This is a genomic window from Anaerococcus sp. AGMB09787 (assembly GCF_022808955.1).
Lineage (GTDB): Bacteria > Bacillota > Clostridia > Tissierellales > Peptoniphilaceae > Anaerococcus.
The window spans coordinates 1-18,343 of the sequence record NZ_JAKZEY010000010.1 but is presented as its reverse complement, the minus strand read 5'-3'; the positions used below and the strand labels follow the sequence as shown (position 1 = coordinate 18,343).

The 18,343-nt window shown below is 31.2% G+C and carries 16 protein-coding genes and 1 riboswitch; of the genes, 1 reads left to right on the top strand and 15 read right to left on the bottom strand.

Annotation, left to right across the window (positions count from 1 at the left end; genetic code table 11):
• Positions 1 to 24: 24 nt before the first annotated feature.
• From MUN42_RS03135 to lysA, 5 genes are read right to left on the bottom strand one after another with little or no spacing between them, the layout of a single operon-like run.
• Positions 25 to 981, bottom strand: a complete 957-nt coding sequence (locus MUN42_RS03135) for a diaminopimelate dehydrogenase (protein WP_243342901.1) — start codon at positions 979 to 981, stop codon at positions 25 to 27.
• A gap of 1 nt (position 982) precedes the next feature.
• Entirely contained in the window at positions 983 to 1,741 is a 759-nt protein-coding gene (gene dapB / locus MUN42_RS03130; RefSeq protein ID WP_243342899.1) for a 4-hydroxy-tetrahydrodipicolinate reductase, read from the bottom strand.
• A complete protein-coding gene (dapA, locus tag MUN42_RS03125) occupies positions 1,734 to 2,612 on the bottom strand; it encodes a 4-hydroxy-tetrahydrodipicolinate synthase (protein WP_243342898.1) in 879 nt (292 codons plus the stop codon). Before dapA ends, dapB begins: the two co-directional genes overlap by 8 nt.
• Entirely contained in the window at positions 2,613 to 3,590 is a 978-nt protein-coding gene (locus MUN42_RS03120; RefSeq protein WP_243342897.1) for an aspartate-semialdehyde dehydrogenase, read from the bottom strand.
• A gap of 1 nt (position 3,591) precedes the next feature.
• Positions 3,592 to 4,896 carry a diaminopimelate decarboxylase gene (gene lysA, locus MUN42_RS03115; protein WP_243342896.1) on the bottom strand — a complete coding sequence of 435 codons (1,305 nt, stop codon included), beginning with the start codon at positions 4,894 to 4,896 and terminating at the stop codon, positions 3,592 to 3,594.
• A gap of 56 nt (positions 4,897 to 4,952) precedes the next feature.
• Positions 4,953 to 5,096, bottom strand: a riboswitch (Lysine riboswitch).
• 221 nt (positions 5,097 to 5,317) lie between these two features.
• On the opposite strand from lysA, the gene MUN42_RS03110 reads away from it, so the two are divergent.
• Positions 5,318 to 6,679 (top strand): aspartate kinase, encoded by a 1,362-nt coding sequence (locus MUN42_RS03110; protein ID WP_243342895.1) that lies wholly within the window; start codon positions 5,318 to 5,320, stop codon positions 6,677 to 6,679.
• A gap of 195 nt (positions 6,680 to 6,874) precedes the next feature.
• Here the strand turns inward: MUN42_RS03110 and MUN42_RS03105 are convergent, their stop codons facing one another.
• The 10 genes from MUN42_RS03105 to MUN42_RS03065 all read right to left on the bottom strand — a co-directional run bounded on the left by MUN42_RS03105 (position 6,875) and on the right by MUN42_RS03065 (position 18,012).
• Positions 6,875 to 7,471 (bottom strand): hypothetical protein, encoded by a 597-nt coding sequence (locus MUN42_RS03105; protein WP_243342894.1) that lies wholly within the window; start codon positions 7,469 to 7,471, stop codon positions 6,875 to 6,877.
• Between the two features lie 267 nt (positions 7,472 to 7,738).
• Complete coding sequence (locus MUN42_RS03100) at positions 7,739 to 8,509, bottom strand: hypothetical protein (protein ID WP_347708755.1); 771 nt, start codon at positions 8,507 to 8,509, stop codon at positions 7,739 to 7,741.
• A gap of 700 nt (positions 8,510 to 9,209) precedes the next feature.
• Entirely contained in the window at positions 9,210 to 9,320 is a 111-nt protein-coding gene (locus MUN42_RS09830; protein ID WP_347708754.1) for a hypothetical protein, read from the bottom strand.
• 345 nt (positions 9,321 to 9,665) lie between these two features.
• Entirely contained in the window at positions 9,666 to 11,306 is a 1,641-nt protein-coding gene (locus tag MUN42_RS03095; protein ID WP_243342891.1) for an ABC transporter ATP-binding protein, read from the bottom strand.
• Positions 11,307 to 11,321: 15 nt separating this feature from the next.
• On the bottom strand, positions 11,322 to 13,241 hold the full coding sequence (locus tag MUN42_RS03090) for a hypothetical protein (RefSeq protein ID WP_243342890.1): 1,920 nt from the start codon (positions 13,239 to 13,241) through the stop codon (positions 11,322 to 11,324).
• 1 nt (position 13,242) lies between these two features.
• Complete coding sequence (locus MUN42_RS03085; protein WP_243342889.1) at positions 13,243 to 13,947, bottom strand: ABC transporter ATP-binding protein; 705 nt, start codon at positions 13,945 to 13,947, stop codon at positions 13,243 to 13,245.
• A gap of 216 nt (positions 13,948 to 14,163) precedes the next feature.
• Entirely contained in the window at positions 14,164 to 14,346 is a 183-nt protein-coding gene (locus tag MUN42_RS09780) for a S41 family peptidase (RefSeq protein ID WP_279323789.1), read from the bottom strand.
• Positions 14,347 to 14,744: 398 nt separating this feature from the next.
• Positions 14,745 to 16,097, bottom strand: coding sequence for a radical SAM protein (locus MUN42_RS03075; RefSeq protein WP_243342888.1), 1,353 nt, complete (start codon positions 16,095 to 16,097; stop codon positions 14,745 to 14,747).
• A 694-nt stretch (positions 16,098 to 16,791) separates the two neighbouring features.
• The gene (locus tag MUN42_RS03070; protein WP_243342887.1) at positions 16,792 to 16,959 is read right to left on the bottom strand and encodes a hypothetical protein; all 168 of its coding nucleotides are present in this window, start codon (positions 16,957 to 16,959) and stop codon (positions 16,792 to 16,794) included.
• An 861-nt stretch (positions 16,960 to 17,820) separates the two neighbouring features.
• A complete protein-coding gene (locus MUN42_RS03065; RefSeq protein WP_243342886.1) occupies positions 17,821 to 18,012 on the bottom strand; it encodes a helix-turn-helix transcriptional regulator in 192 nt (63 codons plus the stop codon).
• Between the last annotated feature and the right edge of the window lie 331 nt (positions 18,013 to 18,343).

Sequence of the window (18,343 nt, the reverse complement as noted above, 5' to 3'; positions counted from 1 at the left end):
AGAAATTAATCCAGCAAGTCAATATTATATGTTTTCTTTTAATAGGCTGTCTCTGTCCTTAAGAGATAGGTAGGATGGAGCTACATCTAATATGGTAAAGGCTCCATATCTTTCTTCCTTGTTTAGCCTATAGATTGCCCTAGCATAGGCTACATCTACAGCTGCTGTAAAATCAGGGTTGTTCTCAAGGTCTAGGGCAAATTCTACATTTGATTGGAAGCCATTAGGTGACTTGCCAGACCTTATGACCCTGCCACCATGAGGCATACCCTTGTGGTTTTCATTTAGTTCTTCTTGGCTAATGAAGTGAACGGTGGTTTCGTATTTATCAAAATAGTTTGGAATTTCTTTTATCTTTTTTTCTAGCTCAGCTGGGTCATAGCCTTCTTCAGCTACAGCAAAGACCTCCCTAGTATGGGCTGCTTCTGGAGTGAATTCTGGATTATTGCCTGCTTTAACTTCTTCTATAAAGTCATGCTTTGGGATGGTGTATTGGGCAACATCTGCTATTCCCTCAATATTTCTAACGGCTGCAGAGTGGCCTTGGCTTATGCCCTTGCCCCAGAAGGTGTAGGTATTGCCATCTGCTAAGACAGATTCGCTTATAGTCCTCACTAGGGAAAATAGACCTGGGTCCCATCCAGTCGCTATCAAGGCTGATTTTTTATTTTCCTTAGCCTTTTTATCCATAAGGTTAAAATAATCGTAAATATTTTTGTGGGTATCGAAGCTATCAACTGTATTGAAGTTTGCTATTAGCTCTGGACCTTGCTCCATTATATCCTTATCAGATGAACCACAGAGGATGAGGACATCTATATCATCCTTGTAGTCGAGGATATCTTCTAGCCTATAGAACCTATCTCCTTCGATATCTCTTCTGGAGAAGATTCCCTTTAACTCCATATCAGGAGTATTATCAATTATTTTTTCTGCTGACTTACCTAAGTTACCATAACCTACTATGCCAATTCTTATCATTCTATTCTCCTATATTCAAAATTTCATTTATATCAATTAGTCCCGGTTTTTGCTTTATTATATATTTAGCAGCTTTAAGGGCTCCTAGTGCAAAAATTTTTTTGCTGGCTGCGTGGTGGGAGATTTTTACAAGTTCATCATCTCCTGCAAAGATCACTTCGTGGTCCCCACTAATAGTGCCTGCCCTTAGTGAATGGATACCTACTTCATTTGGATCTCTCTTATCAGTAAAGCCACTTCTACCATAGACCTTTTGAAGTTTTCCACCTCGTCCTTCATTCACTGCATCAAATAGCATATTGGCAGTGCCTGATGGGGCGTCCTTTTTCTTATTGTGGTGGGCTTCGACTATTTCTATATCAAAGCCTTCTAAAAGCTCAGCTAATAATTTGCTTATATAGACCATAACATTTACTCCAAGGGAAAAGTTGCCTGCTTGGACTATAGGAATTTCGTGACTTGCCGTATCTATTGCATCAAGATCCTCTTCATCGTAGCCAGTAGATGCTAGCACTAGGGGCAAATTCTTATCTAGGGCGTATTTTAGTATAGGGCCTAGGGTCGCTTTTGATGAGAAGTCTATAATAAGGTCTGCTTTTTCATTTATATCTTCTATGTTTTGATAGATTTTGAAGCCTTCCCCCTCTGTAGCCGCATCAGCAAAGCCTGCCACTATCTCGTATTCATCAGAAGTATCTACTATATTTCTTATAACATTTCCCATGGCGCCAGTAGCACCGGATAGTAATATTCTAATCATTTAGCTCCTCCAATGCTTTTTCTATAAGGTCCCTACTTTCATCACTTGCTTCACTAAGAGGAAGTCTTAGCTTGTTTTTGCATAGGTTTAGGAGGGAAGCAGCATACTTCACACAGACTGGATTTACTTCATTAAACAAAGCCTTGGTCAAGTCATAGAGCTTGATTTGGAGCTTAGCAGCACTAGCGAAGTCGCCCCTTAGTCCATATTCACACATATCATGAACTTCCTTTGGTAAAATATTTGCGAGGACTGATATAACTCCCTTTGCCCCAAGGCTAAGCATAGGGACGATTAAATCATCATTTCCAGAATAGATGGCAAAGTCATCTCCAAGCCTTGACCTGATGCTTGTAGTATAGGCAAGATCTCCTGTTGCGTCCTTGATACCAACTATATTGTCGATTTTAGCTAGCCTTTCTAGGGTGTCTATATCGATATTTACATTTGTTCTTGATGGGACATTGTACAGAATAATTGGCTTTGTCGAATTGTTGGCTATATATTCGAAGTGCCTATAAAGTCCTTCCTTGTTTGCCTTGTTATAATATGGAGTTACTACCAAGAGACCATCTACTCCATCTATGTCTGATATCTTTTTTGAAAATTCAGCTGCAGCATAGGTATTGTTTGAACCAGTTCCTACTATTAGAGGAATTTGGCCATTTACCTTCTTGACAGTAATATCAACGAGCTTTACTTTTTCTTCTTCACTAAGGCAGGCAGCCTCAGAAGTAGTACCTAGGGCAATAATAGCGTCTGTTCCATTTGCCAAGTGAAAGTCTAGTAGGCTTTCATACTCATCATAGTTAACTGAACCATCATCATTAAAAGGAGTAATTATAGCAACTCCACTTCCTTCAAATAACATTTATACCTCCAATAAAAGTTCTGCGTTTTGGACAGCGTTGGTAGCTGCTCCCTTTCTAATATTATCTGCTACACACCATAGGTTTAGACCATGCTCTATTGAGTAGTCTCTCCTTACCCTTCCTACAAATACATCATCGTGACCTGTAGCTTCTGTAGGAAGTGGATATACTTCATTTTCTATATCATCTACAAGGCTTACCCCATCTTGCTTAGCTAGGAGAGCTTTGATTTCATCTAAGTCGAAGTCCCTGTCTAGTTCAAGGTTGATTGATACGGCATGGGAATTTTCTACTGGAACCCTGGCTGTTGTTGCTGTTATTTTTAGACTATCATCACCAAAGATTTTTCTAGTTTCATTTATCATCTTCATCTCTTCTTTGGTGTAGCCATTATCTGTGAAGTCATCGATTTGAGGAAGGACATTGTTAAAAATCTTATACTTCCACTTATTATTTGTTTGGTTATGGAGGTCATCTAGGGCCTTTTTTCCGCCACCTGATACAGCTTGGTAGGTATTATAAACAATTCTTTTTATCTCAAAATTATCTAAGATTGGCTTTATAGCAAGGACTGATTGGATGGTTGAGCAGTTAGGGTTGGCTATTAGCATAGTATCCTTGGTAATCTCTTGGCTATTGATTTCTGGTACTACCAAGCAAACATCCTCGTGCATCCTATAAAATGATGAGTTGTCGACACACCTTACATTTTTCGAAATAGCAATTGGAATATAATTTTCTGATATTGAGCCACCTGCAGAAAATAAGGCTATGTCTATGCCACTATCAAAGGAATTCTCATCAAGCTCCCTTACTTCTACATCGTCTCCCCTAAATTTTATAGTAGTTCCTGCAGATTTTCGACTTGCCAGAGCTACCAAATTATTTACTGGGAAATTTCTTTCTTCCAAAACTTCTATTATCTTCCTACCAACGACTCCCGTTGCTCCTACTACTGCTACATTTACATTTTCCATATTATTTCTCCTCAAATTTTACATCGTTAATTATTAAATCTTTAAAGGATTGTCTTTTTACTGCAAGATAATCCCTTCCATCTTCTACAAATACCACAGCAGGCCTTGGCAACTTATTATAATTTGAACTCATTGAATAAGTGTAGGCCCCTGCATAAGGGATTAACAACAAATCATCCCTCTCTGGACTTGGAAGTTTAACATCCTCTACCAAAATATCTCCAGATTCACAGAGTTTACCGCCTACCCTATAGGCTTTGGTCGTTTCTTCATTTAACTTGTTGGCGATGATTGCTGAATACTTGGCTCCATAGAGGCTAGGACGGATATTATCACTCATTCCTCCATCTACAAAGACTAGGGGCAAGCCCTCCAGGGTTTTCTTTCTTGAACCAACCCTATAAAGAATTGATCCCGCCTTTGATATCATGGACCTTCCTGGCTCTATTCCCACATTTGTGATAGCTAGGTCGTGCTTGCTTATGAGATTTTCTATAACCTTTACGAAATTTCTCAAAAATTCTCCCAAGTCTAGGTCTTCATCTTCTATACTTTCCTTGCTACCAAAACCTCCACCAAAGTTGATATGGGTAAATTTATAGTTGAAGGCTTTTTCCATTTGCCTAGTAAAGTCTAGTAAGATGCTAGCTTCTTCTTCAAAAAATCCTGCGTTTTTTACCTGGCTACCTATATGGGCATGGAAGCCTAGTAAGTTAATCCTAGGATTTCCCACTATCTCCCCTATCAAATCTCTCATAGCGCCATCCCTGATATTTACACCAAACTTGGAATCAGCATTGGATGTTTGAATAAACTTATGGGTATCAGTCTTTACATCAGGATTTATCCTAAGCAAGGCGTCGACCTTTTTATTTTTCTCTGCCAAGAGCTCATCTAAGAGATGATACTCATCAAGTGAATCTATGATTATTAGCCCTATTTCCTTATCTACTGCATAGGATAGTTCTTCTCTGGTTTTGTTGTTGCCATGGAAGTGGATCCTTTGAGCTTCTACCCCAGCTGATAGGGCAACAAAGATTTCTTCCTTGGAGACACAATCGAAGTACATGTCATAGCCCTTCATAAGACCAAGGACATAGAGGTTAGAAAAGGCCTTGGTGGCATAGACTACTTCTGTGTCAAAGACCTGTGACTTAAAATTTCCTATAAAAGTTTCTATAGTTTCCTTTAACAACTTCTGATCATATATATAAAGGGGAGTTTGGTACTTATCAGCAAGATCCTCTACGCTGACCCCTCCAATTGACAAAATTCCTTCTTGATTTTCAAAATTATTTTTTAACATTTGACCTCCAAATACAAAAAAATCATGAGCAAAAGGCCCATGATTCCCTTCGCCCCAACATAGTAAGTCCTCCAACAAGAATTGGCACGCTCTTGTTGACAGTTGTATCCATATTCTAAATACAACCAACACCTCATGGCATTTCGGCGGTTATGCCTTTCAAGCTTTACTCATCATAACCGCGACCTCTTGACTACATTGTTAAATTGTCTATACCAATTTACGCTAAAGTAAATAGATGTCAAATATTTTTTTAATATTTAACCAACTTTTCTCATATCGCAAAAGAGAGTGCTTTTTATCTTTAATAATCCTTTGATTTTCAACAATTCTAAAATAATTTTTGCATGGACTTTTGAATTATAAGAATTAATGTATAATAATAAACAAAATTAGAATTAAATTAAGAGAAAGGTTTAGAATGAGAAAAATAGCAAAATTTGGTGGATCTTCTGTAGCTAATGCCACACAAATAAAAAAAGTATGCAATATTATTTTGGATGATAAAGATATAGTAGCGGTAGCAGTATCTGCACCAGGAAAGAGGTTTGATTCTGATATCAAAGTAACAGATTTACTTATAGAACTATGCCAGGAATATATAAATTCCGACCCAAAATTCAAGGACACAATAAAGACTATCTTAGCAAGGTATGAAGAAATTATCAAAGATCTAGGGATAGATGAGTCCCTACTAGACACTTTTAGAGAAATCCTTGAAAAAAATCTTAGAGAAATTGATGATCACTTCTACATGGAAAATGCCATCAAGGCTTGTGGGGAAGACTTCAATGCTAGACTTATCGCTTCCTACATCAAATCCCTTGGCATCAAGTGTCGCTACCTATCCCCTAAGGAAGCTGGAATTATTGCCGAGCAAACCCTTAGTGAATCCATAATCTCAGATGAGACCTATGATAATTTAAAGAAATTTAAGGATGAGGATACCCTATTTATAGTACCAGGATTTTATGCCTATACCCCACAAGAAAGAATTATAACCTTTAAGAGGGGTGGGTCTGACCTAACTGGTTCTATCCTTGCTAGGGGACTTGCCTGTGATATCTACGAAAACTTCACAGACATGAACTATATCTACGCAGCCAACCCTAAATTGATAGCTTCTCCTAGGCCTATCACCAATATTACCTACAGAGAAATGAGAGAGCTATCCTACAATGGATTCGAGATCTTCCAAGATGATGCAGTAACACCCCTCTTGTCAGAGGATATAAAAATACAAATCAAAAACACCAACGATCCCAACAATGGTGGCACCATCATAGAAGGGAATAGGGATAATATAGACCAAAATCCAATAGTAGGTATATCAAATGTCGGCGACTTCATATCCTTCAGCATTACGGAGTATCTGATGAATAAGGAAATAGGTTATATGAAAAAATTGCTCGATATCTTTGAACACCAACATATTTCTGTAGAACATATCCCAACAGGAATTGACTCCCTATCAATTATCATTAGAAAAAAATATATAACAAGCGAATTTCAAATGCAAACAATAATAAACACTATAAAGTCAAACTTTAATTTCGATGAATTTGAAGTAAAGGATAATATCTCTGCCATAGCCATAGTAGGAGAAGGACTCAAAGATATTATGGTCGAGACCCTTTATAAAATATCCAAGGTATTCTATGAGAAAAAAATAAAATTAGAATCAATAATCCACGGGGCAACCAACAATTCAATCTTTGTCTTTGTAAATAAAAAATACGAAGAAAATGCTATAAACGCTTTGTACAATGAGCTATTTAAATAGCATGTTAACTTAGATCTTAATAAATAATTTTAAAATAAGTAAGTTAATTCTTATAAAAACTTATATACCATTAGAGCCAATAAATCTATTTTAGAATAATTGGCTCTATTTTAGTCTGACAAATTTACCAAAAATATGGCTGATCAACATTTATAAAATACAATTATAAAAACATTATAGGCACTATATGTGGTTTTACTTTTTCAATTTTCTTTTATAAAGCGAATATATCAGCACAAAAACGATAAATCCAGCAATAGTAATAATTATATCTACCATTGTATCATAAACCGGAGTTTTACCCAGTGCTATCGATTCGCCCACTCTTTGAGTGTCCATTCCCAAAATATTATCAACAGAAAATTCAAATATTTCCCACAAGGATCCACAACCCATTGTAGCAAGAAATATAAGCAATAATCTACTCCGATTCTTCAAATCATAGCTATCTTTCAAAAATAATATATAAATACTAACACTACAAATAAAACCAAAAGCTCCGTGCATCACAGTATCCCGCCACAAAAATAAGTCATAAAAACCTAATACGGAGCCCAAATCGACTGCTAAAACAATAAAAAATGCATAAACTAAATTTAAAAACCAAAGTGAATTTTTTTCTGCCATAAATTCTAATTTAGGTAAAATCATAACTACACAACCACTGGCTATAACTTGGACAAAAGGAATTAATTCTACTTTAATAAATAATGTATGCAAAATTAGAGATATCGATCCTGCCAGCACAGTAATAACTTGCGGCAAAAACTTAACTATTTTATTACCTGTCATTTAAAATCCTTAATAATTAATAAGTCTATTGAAAATCACAAAAAGATTTGAGATATAGTTAAAACAACAAAAGTATAAATCCATCTCAGTTTCTTTTTTTAAAACTTGTGATATTCCTACTCGATTTGTAAATTGTTACTCAAGCCTATAATACTATAGCAGCTTTTTATGCAAGTTCAATAAACAACTATAAAATATTTTATATGATTCTAAATTATTATATTAGTTTAATTATAAAACGTCTAAAAGTTTATTCATATTTATTATTTAATATTTTTTCTTGTCATCAATTTCTTTTATATACTTTTCCATATCATTTTCAGAGATTTCATCATTTATAAGAGCCTTTATCAATCTATCTTGAATATGTATTATATCTTTTTGACTATCAATTAATAACTTGAGGTTTTCAGGGAAAAACTTTTCTTTGACGTTTAAATTAAGCTCGCTTAGTCTTCCTTCATTTTCCTTTATAAATTGTTCACTATCCCTCTTTACTCTTTCAAGCCTTTCTTTTACTTTATTAGTCCTAAATATCAACTCAGGATATGCATTTATTAACCTTCTATGTAGTACAGATTTATTTTCCAGCAAATATCTGACTTTCTCCGCTATCTCTTCACTCTTATCTGAATTACTTTGTTCAACGTTAACTTTAAGAATATTCATAATAAAGTGCGATACAATAATATCTGTAATAAAAACTATAAACATAATAAAAACAATAATGACTAAAACATTTGTAGACACTCTATTAATATATTTGAAGAAAAACGGATTCAATATTCTAGTCACAATCGTGCCTCCAAGACCAAATGCTACTAGATTTCCAATCCAAACTCTTCCATTTAAGTTCATAGGTTTGTTAGAATAATCCCGCCATCTTGCATGATATTTCCTTTCAAAATATATTGAAGTTACATATTCCAAAATTCCACAAAATATAAAGGAGATTAAGAAAGTTGTACCATAGGAGGATTCTACAGGAGCTAAAAGATAGTTAACAATTGTAATCAAAACAACTCCTACACCATAAATAGGACACTATGGACCTATCAAAAATCCCCTGTTCATAAATCGTCCATATTTAATAAACTTCAAAACTACTTCCATAATCTATCCCAAAATTGAATAGACAAAGAAAAGTATCATTAAACTCAAGATTATTTTTTCATTTGATACCATGTAAACCACCTAACTTAGTTTAATCGTCTGATATTATATATGTTATGCATATAATCTCTTATAAATTAAACTTCTTCTAAATTCATGATAATTAAAAACTAACATTATCATTATTTTACTGCCTTTTATTCCGTGAGCAATAAAATTAAATTTAACAGTTAAACTAATTTTGAATCAATAACAATTCAATAATAAATTACTCCATTTTTCTTAGTAACAAATAAATGATTAAATTTGTATATTTCCTTTATTAATTTGAATCTTTAAATTAATATTTTGACAAAAATCTCCATAAAAACCTGCTAACAAAAGTCAAGAAGAAAAGTAAAATTATTTACAGACCCTTATAGCTTTTTTAAATTATTTATAAATTTTTATTCTAAACTTCTTATTCTATCTACAAGACTATTTTGGCTATGCTTTTGATAAAATTTGCCAGTAGATATTATCGCAATAATTATATTTACTAAATTTACAAGTATAAGTGGCATGATTACAAATTTATATGAAGTCCGCTTAGTTTGTTCCATAAAATCTATCAAGATGTATTTATCTACAAGAAGCATAATGATGAAAGAATAGATCTTAATTTTTTAATATTTTCTCTTCTAATTTTTCTATATTCTTCAAGGCTGATTTCGTTTAATAGAAATAGATCTTGGATGAATTTATCCGATAGATAGAAATTAAGCTCTGCCTTTAAATCCCTTTCAGTGTATTCAGTCCTTACAACTTCTTTTCCCTTTCAAGCTTTTTACTTTCATATTCCACCTCCTATATCACAGGCAAAGAAATCAGATCTATTTTTAACCTTAATTTTCTTTCCTCTATATTCCTTAGGACAAGTTGGGTAATTTTGAGTAAAAAATAAGCATACAAGATTCTAATATGCTTGTATGCTTGCTTAAATCTTTAATTTTGATCATTTCAATATGTCTAGCTTAATTTTATTATCCAAGTTTTAACTAAAATAATCTTACACATAGGATGAACATCTCCTATTAATTTATTATTTATATGAAATCATATCAAAATAATCTCCTTTACTTTCATAAACAATATCGCAATATTCTAAAACTTTAAATCTATGTGTAATTACTATGATTATTTTGTTATTGAATTTAGTAACAATATTCTTAATAATTTCTTCTTCATTAACCATATCCATATTAGATGTAAACTCGTCTAATATCAATACATCCTTATCTTTAAGTAATGCCTTTGCCAAACATAATCTTTGTTTTTCTCCAACTGACATAGAAAACTCTGATCCTATAACCGAATTAATTCCGTTATCTAATTGATTTATTTTACTGAGTAAATTAACATCATCCAAAACTTTATAGATTATTCTTTCTTCAACATTATTATCAAGCGTTAGATATGATTTAATGCTGACTTTAGGGATAATAATTTCTTGTGTGACAAGTGAAATTCTATCTCTTATCGAAAATTTATCTATATATTTTATATTTATATTATTCACTCTAAGTTCTCCATCTTCTGCATTCCAAAGCCCTAATAGAAGCTTCAATAGAGTAGTTTTTCCTGTACCACTTTTCCCAATGATACCGTATTTTTTTCCTTTTTGAAAATGTAAGTTTATATTATTTAGTATATTTTTTGACTCACCATAGTTGAACTTAACACTATTATAATCAATTGTTTCAACAGTATGAATTTGTTCTTTTGCATTTATGGAATTATCTAGTGCAAGTTCAAAATTGTTTACTCTCTCTAAAGAAATGAGAGTAGACCTAATTTCATAATTCATATTAGTTAATCCTAAAATAGGTCCTAAAAGCATAGAAGAATACGACATAAAAGCTATAATTTCTCCAAATGACATAAGTGATTTTATAACGAGAATCCCACCAATAAACCAAATAATAATCTGTGAAATAGCACTAACAAATTTTCCAGAAAACGCATTTAAAAATGATAAATTCATAGCATCAATAAATTTATTTTGTGTACATATCTCCTCTTTCAATGAACGCTTAGCATAATATTCACATTCATTTGATAATACAATATTTTCAATATCGCTAATAAAATCATATAAAACCTGTTTATTTGTATCTTTTTGTTTAATAAAAACTTTTGTCTTATCTTGCACTTTACGAGATAGCTTATTGTTAATAGATACTATCACAAGCTGTAATAGTATAACAGCCATAAAAAGTAGAGTGTTCATTCTAAATAAAAATATAGCCGCTATAGAACCCATTAAAACATTTTTAAAAAGTTCAAAAAAGATAGTTGTAAATGATGCTCCTATTTGTTCTAAATCATCACTAATGATATTAATTATCTTACCCGTGCTGTAGTCTTTTAGAACGTTCCCTTGAATATTCTTAATTCTGTTTAGTATAAGCGTCCTTTTATTTATCAAATACTCTTTCTTTAATTTAACCCTATTTATATTAGCTAAATACTCAAAAATATGTTGAAAAAAGACCATAATAATATACAAAGCAGTCCAAGTTAATAAGACTTCTTGATTTTTAGCAGCTATACCTTTATCAACTATCATTTTTAAAGTATATGGGAGCAATAACATTAATGCGATATTTATAAAGGAAAACAAAAAGCATAATATTTGCTCTTTTTTAAATTTTTTAAATTCTTTTATTATATCAACAAACATTAGCTACTCCCTACTCTACTCATATATTTTGTTACATAAAATTCTATTTAGACTTATATTATATACAAACATGATTAACAAATATAATAACAATGAAATCGTAGCAAATGCAAATATGTACATATCATTATCTAAATATTGATTTGTAAAATAATACATTGATACAGTCCCAGTAACCAAACTTAGCAATATCATTTCGGTAGCATTTATAAAGAACGCCTTGTTCCTAAACGCATTATATTGACTAATCTGTTCAAGACTCCATCCTAAATCAAAATATATTTTATTTTCTATATAGATTTTGTCTAAATTTTTAATGCTATAAAAAGCGATATTATTAATAGCGATCAATATCAAAATCGACGACAGAAAAATACCAAAAATAGTTAATATAGATAAACCAACCAGACCATTTAGTCTGCTCCACTCTTTCAAGACAACTTTAATTGTTATATGCTCTTTTTCATTATCCATGACTAAATTATTTGAAGAATTTAAAGTCTTATATAGTTCATTTTTTAATTGAGCTTTCGGCTGATTTTTGAAACTTACCATCATAACATTCCTCTTTACAGGAAGTCGCATGTCATTAATTACTTCATCATTAAATATTAATAACTCAAATTTTCCATTTATATTAGATTGTAGAAATGGAAAATTTTGAATACTTTCAGCCATATAAAAGTCTTTGTTATTGATGCTAATTTGAGTATTTTGAACTTCATCCTTTATCCTTTTTTCAATAACCATATCCTCTACTTGCACTAAGTATTGGTAATCAGATAAATTGATTGGCTCTTTATTCAACATTTTACGTAAATAGTTATAATCGCTTAATTTTATACACTGTGTAGGTAAATTATATTTTTTTAAATCTTCGTTTGAGTATACCTTGTATTCAATTTTATAATTTACGTTGTTAAGATCAATTTTATCTTTCACATTACTAAAGTCGACACTCTTGGCATCTACTGATACAGCCAGATCAAACGGAGCTTCTTTAGCTATATTTTCTTTATATGAATATCCAATCGTCAATGAACCAAATAAAAATAAGCAGGATAAACAAAGAATCGTCGTTGATAAGCACTGGTTTCTGTAATATTTTTTCCAATTTCGTATAACTTCTTGTGAAAAAACATATTTAAAAAAACTTTTAGATGAAAATTTTACATTTTTATTTAATCTTATCAAAATAATTATCTTAGTCAATCTATATATAAGAAAAGAACAAGATATTAAGCTCGCCATAATATAATATATTGTAATGTCATATTGTATATTCTTTATAATTAAAAAAATAAAAGAAACTGTTAAAGCTAGTATTCCAGCTGTAATAACAGAGTACCTAAAAAGATTGTTGTCTCTTAAAATCGAATCTTCAACCTTTAAAATATTTTCATAATATATTAAATCCTTGACATCCTTTCTCTTTAAAATAATGCATGCAACCAAATAGTTAGTACACAAAATCATAAACAGCAGTAAAATATACTCCGTAAAAGTTTTAAATCCTATTATATCTATCTCTATATTAGATATTTCAAATATTAATTCTAAAAGTATGACAATACAATGACTATATATAGTACCTAAAATCACACCGATAATTGATGCAATAAAAAAACTTTCTAATAAATTGACGTTTACCATACGAGCCAAAAAGGTAATTCTATTTCCAGCTAAAGAATATATACCTAATTTTTCTCTTTCCCCTATAATGACTTGTGTTATTCCATCAATGGCAAATTTAATTGTTACAAGAAATGAAACAACAAATATGACTGAAAAGAATACTTTCATATTTTCCATATTCTCTGCCAATTCGTATATTCCTTCACTATTGCTCAAAATTAAGACAGCATAAAAGAACATAAAAATTAACGACATACTAAACATATAATGATAATTTTTATTACCTCCTTGCCCTATCATATTATCCCTCATTACTCTCTTGATAAAATAGTTTTTCTGCACTGTTTAAATTATCTAATTCTATAAGATGTCCATGTCTAATAAAATATACTTTATTACATACTCTAGCAACTTCAAGATCATGTGTTACCATTAATAAAGTTATATTAAATTTTGTAACGACATCATCCAGATAGATAATAAGCTCCTTAGATGTATAAATATCAAGTGCAGATGTAATTTCATCAGCTACCACTAATTTTGGTTTTTTTATAATCGCTCTTGCAATAGCAGCTCTCTGCTTTTCTCCACCAGATAATTCTGATGGGTACCTTTTTAATAAATTCTCGATATTTAACACATCTATAAGTTTGTTAAAATATTCATCCTTTTTAATATCCTTTCCAGCACTTCTACTTGGTAATAATATGTTTTCTTCAATATTAAAATTCTCTAATAGTCCAAAATCTTGAAAGATAAACCCTAATTGATCTCTACGCAACTTAGCTATATCAGAATTTTTTAATTTACTTAAATAGTTATTAAAAAGATAAACATTCCCAGAATAATTAGAATCTATCGTTGCTATAATATTTAATAGCGTTGTCTTACCACTACCACTCTTCCCTAAGATAACTACTCGATCTCCCTGTTCAACTTCAAAATTAATATTTTCCAAAATCATCTTATCGTTGTATGATTTGCTAACGTTTTCTAGTCTAATCATATTTCTTCCTCCAAATCCCGTAGTTATAAAATTTAAATCCACACATCTTTCACAATATTAATACTAATGTCAGAAATACAATAATTTTAAATATCATTTAATTCTATATAGTCTCCCTAAATAAATTTATTAACTATTATATTTGGGTTAAAACCATTTCCACTAGATATGATGCTCTCAAATTCAAATTCTGAAACGCTAAGTTCATATATAGTATTATCTTCCAAATGCAAAGTTTTTTTGAACAGTATTTTTACCAAAGGTGCTTTCAATACCTATAACAACTTTTTTATTATTGTTCAATCCTATTCCTGTTACAAGCTCTGCTGCAGAAATAATTCCTCTCCCAACTAATAGTACAATTCTAGAAAATTTGTTATCATGATTTTTAGAAGACAAGTCTGTACCTCTTTTTTATAAGACTAAATTTAAATCTTCTATAAAAAACATCCATCATGCAAATTATTTGCATAAAATTGCCACCTATACAATTCCTTAAATCTAGAATTACACTGGACATACTATTATAGTTTTCTATATTTTCACTTAGTTTATCAATAGAGCTCTGGTTTATATATTTAATTCTATTATATAGTGAATTATTCACTATATTAAATTTTACATTAGTTCTATTACTTTCATTATCATACTTATGTACTTTAATGATTCTCGAATATTTATCTCTTCTATTTATGCCATAAAATATTGCAGATATATCTGTTTCATAATCATACTCATCACTATACAGCCAATTTCATTTTATCGTTTTTAATATTGTACTATACATATTAGAAGACCTACTGTTTTTCATAATAAAAGAAAATTCGCTTATCCTCACTGCTTAATCCGATATATAGTTCTATTATTCTAGGCATAATACTTTTCAAATAATTGCACGTTAAAACATAAGGTCTTTTTAAATCTTTATTCGAAGACATATTCTCTGCAGGACATCCGCCTCCACATATACCTGATATCCAACACTCTCGGCAAACCGTATCATGAGTTTGTATCAGAGCTTCAAGCATCCCATTTTTTCTATCATCTTCAATAACATTATGATTCATAATATTTCCGTAACTTAATTCTGGTACAGCAACAAATCTATGGCATCCATGGAATGAGCCGTCAATATCGACTGTCAGCATATTATTGCATGCCCCACAAAACTTTCTTCTAAGTCCACCTCTACTCAATCTGTTAAGAAATGCCATAATATTTGACATCCTTAAGCAATAATCATAGTCTTTTGACTTAAGTTTCTTCTCAAAGGTATCAATAAGTTCCAAGTAACTAATAATTAACTTATCATAAGCATCTTTATCCATAAATTCAATGGATGGGGAGATATGAATCGATCTAAATCCCAATCCATAAAGATGCTCGTATACATCTTTTATTTTTGGATTGTATTTTGTAAGAGTCGCTCTTGCAGCTACATTTTTAAATCCCAAATAGTTTTTTACATTATACACTACATCATCATATGTTCCCTTTTTATTAGCATAGAATCTATTTCGATTATGTGTTTTTGCATCACCATCTATGCTGATGGTTACACTGAATTTATTCTCGATTATAAATTTAGCAATCTCCGTATTTAAAAGAGTTGCATTTGTAGTAGTACTAAAACCTACTTCCTTCCCTAACTTCTCAGCTTTTTTCTTAGAATACTCCACGCAAAATTTAAATAAATTTTTGTTTAAAAGAGGTTCTCCTCCAAACAAAATGATTGATATTTTGTCTGCGGTAAAGTTATCAAAAGCATAATCAATCGCCATTTTAGCAGTAGATTCTTTCATTAGACCTTTGTTGCAATATTTTCCATCACCTGCATAACAATAATTACATCTCAGATTGCAATCCTGAGATAACATTAAAACTAATGCTGAAGGTTGTGACTTATTAATTTTAGATTTCCAATCTGGCTCTTTAAAAGAATCAGAAAAAAATCCTGCTTTATCCAAAATTTGCATAATTTCCTGATCTTTTTCAGAATCGCTATCGTAAGCAAATAATGCATCTGACTCATTAATCATATTCTTAACATAGTCATCTATTTCAAACAGAGATGCTGTATCAGATATAAAAATATAATTTTTACCGTTATTTTTAATGAGTCTATGAGTTTTCACTTTTAATGTTTTCATATCATAACTCCTATATAGTTTAATTTATTAGAATAGAAATCGAGTAGGGGTTAATTCATAGCCCATCTCACACCACCAGTACGTACCGTTCTGCATACGGCGGTTCAATATTTTCTTGTATCATATTATTTATTACTGATGTATCTATTTAACTTTATTCTTTTTGTATCTGAACCTTGAAGAATGAATACGTCATTACTTGTGTTCCATCAAGTCATAGTGCATCCTTTTCAAATATTACAATAAATATCGTTCCTCCCTTCGCTCCATTTCCATTACAGAAACTTCTTCGCTACTATGGATTCTGCTGACTTCTCACTATTCGTTGTTACTACTATTTCGCTAGTGAGACCTCACGGGATAAGTTCCAATACTTTCATCGTTTAATTGCAGAATTTACGCCTTGGGTTTACGGTTACCTTTTGGGTCTTTGCTATCTATGGCTAGCTTGCCCACCTGTTACGCCTTGTATTCTGTTCCTGTTCGTCAAGCCACGATTTCGCTATTGCTTCTTCTCTCCTAGATGTCGCCATCTAAAACTTGCAAGTCGCTATTAGATTCGTCGGTAACTACGCTCTGTAGGGATTTTCACCCCAGCATTAGAACATGCCCGTCATACCATAAAAATATAGGAGAGGATTTCTCTCCTATATTCGGTTACTCAAATAATTAGTTTCATAATGCTAATTATTGTTTACACCCAGTCTTTAATTAAAGGCCAACACCATTCTGAATCACACAGAGTGCAACTGTCACGAGTGTCACAGAATTCACATATATCCTTTGAATCAATATTTGAGTTTCCAGCATTCGCATCTGCCCAATAACCTTTTTCTGCTACTTCATTAATTGCTTTAATCATTTCCGTTCCTCCTTTTTGTTTGATTTATATTAAAGTCTTTTGATAAGACCTCAATATCCAGCTAATACTAAACCTTGCTTTTTTAAAAAACTTTACTACAACATTCGTCTAATTCTTCGGTTCATTATATTGTCTCTTGCAACGATGAAATTGAAATCCATCGTTCTAACTTACTTATATACTGTATTTTTCATTTTCAAACTTTGAAAATAAAGACTCCAGCTGATTTAAATCTTTGAGTCTTAGCAAATCTTTTAGCATTTTATATTCATCTAGAAAACATTCTGAAATTTTTCCAGTTTCTAAGTCATAGAAAAAATATCTTCCATCTATAGCAAAAGTTTTCCTAGTATTTTACAATAGTTGTTCTCAATAATATAATCTTCAAGAAAATCATATTTTCGTAATTAATATCACCCCTAATAACGTTATCATAACTAGAATATACCAAATTAACCTTTCCTACATCAGCTTAAAATAAATTAAATTTAAATATAATCAACTACACTGATAAAAATAGATAGATCAAAAATAAAATTTTTAATACAAACGTCTGATTTTTATCTAGTCACTTCCACTCCTCTACGAATATTATATAATACTTCTTAGAATAATGCAACTATAGTTTCATTTAAGTATAGAGAATCTTTTTCCCATGCTTTTCTCTATGTTCTCAGTTAAGTTTAAAAATCTTTTTTTACATGTTAAAAACCCTTGAATCATACACTAATCAAGGGACACGCTTTATTTTCAAGTAAATAAAGTGAATTATACAAACTTGTATATAAGATAGCATTAATTACATTTTCATTAAAATTTCTATACATCAATATTAATTTTATTATATGACGACAATTGGAATTATAAATAATAAAATAAATCTTTAACTTCAACATCTAGAGCTTTTGCACAATCAAAAGCAACTTTTATAGTTGGCATTTTTTTTAAATTTTCAATATCACCTATATATTGTCTAGTTACTCCAACTGCTTTTGCTAAATCATTTTGTGTCATATTTTTCTGCTTTCTTATAGTTTTTATGTTATTACCCATAAATAATACCTCTTTTTAATTAAAAGTTATGATACTGTAGTATAACTTTTATTATCGATAATGTCAATAATAGTTTCTTTGATTTCTTAATTATCATATGGGTTTCTTATTTCACTATAGCGTTATAATAGTTGGTTCACTCTTTTCTGAACAGCATAATAATCATATCCAGCATTTGTGACCTAAACCCCAAAATCCGGAATACGGATGGAGGGGTTTTTGTATGCCAAAATACACAAAAGGATTAAAAATAAAATTAGTACTAGAATATCTTTCAGGAGAAATAGGAGGAATAAGGAAAGTAGCTGATAAATATAATATTCCTAAAGGA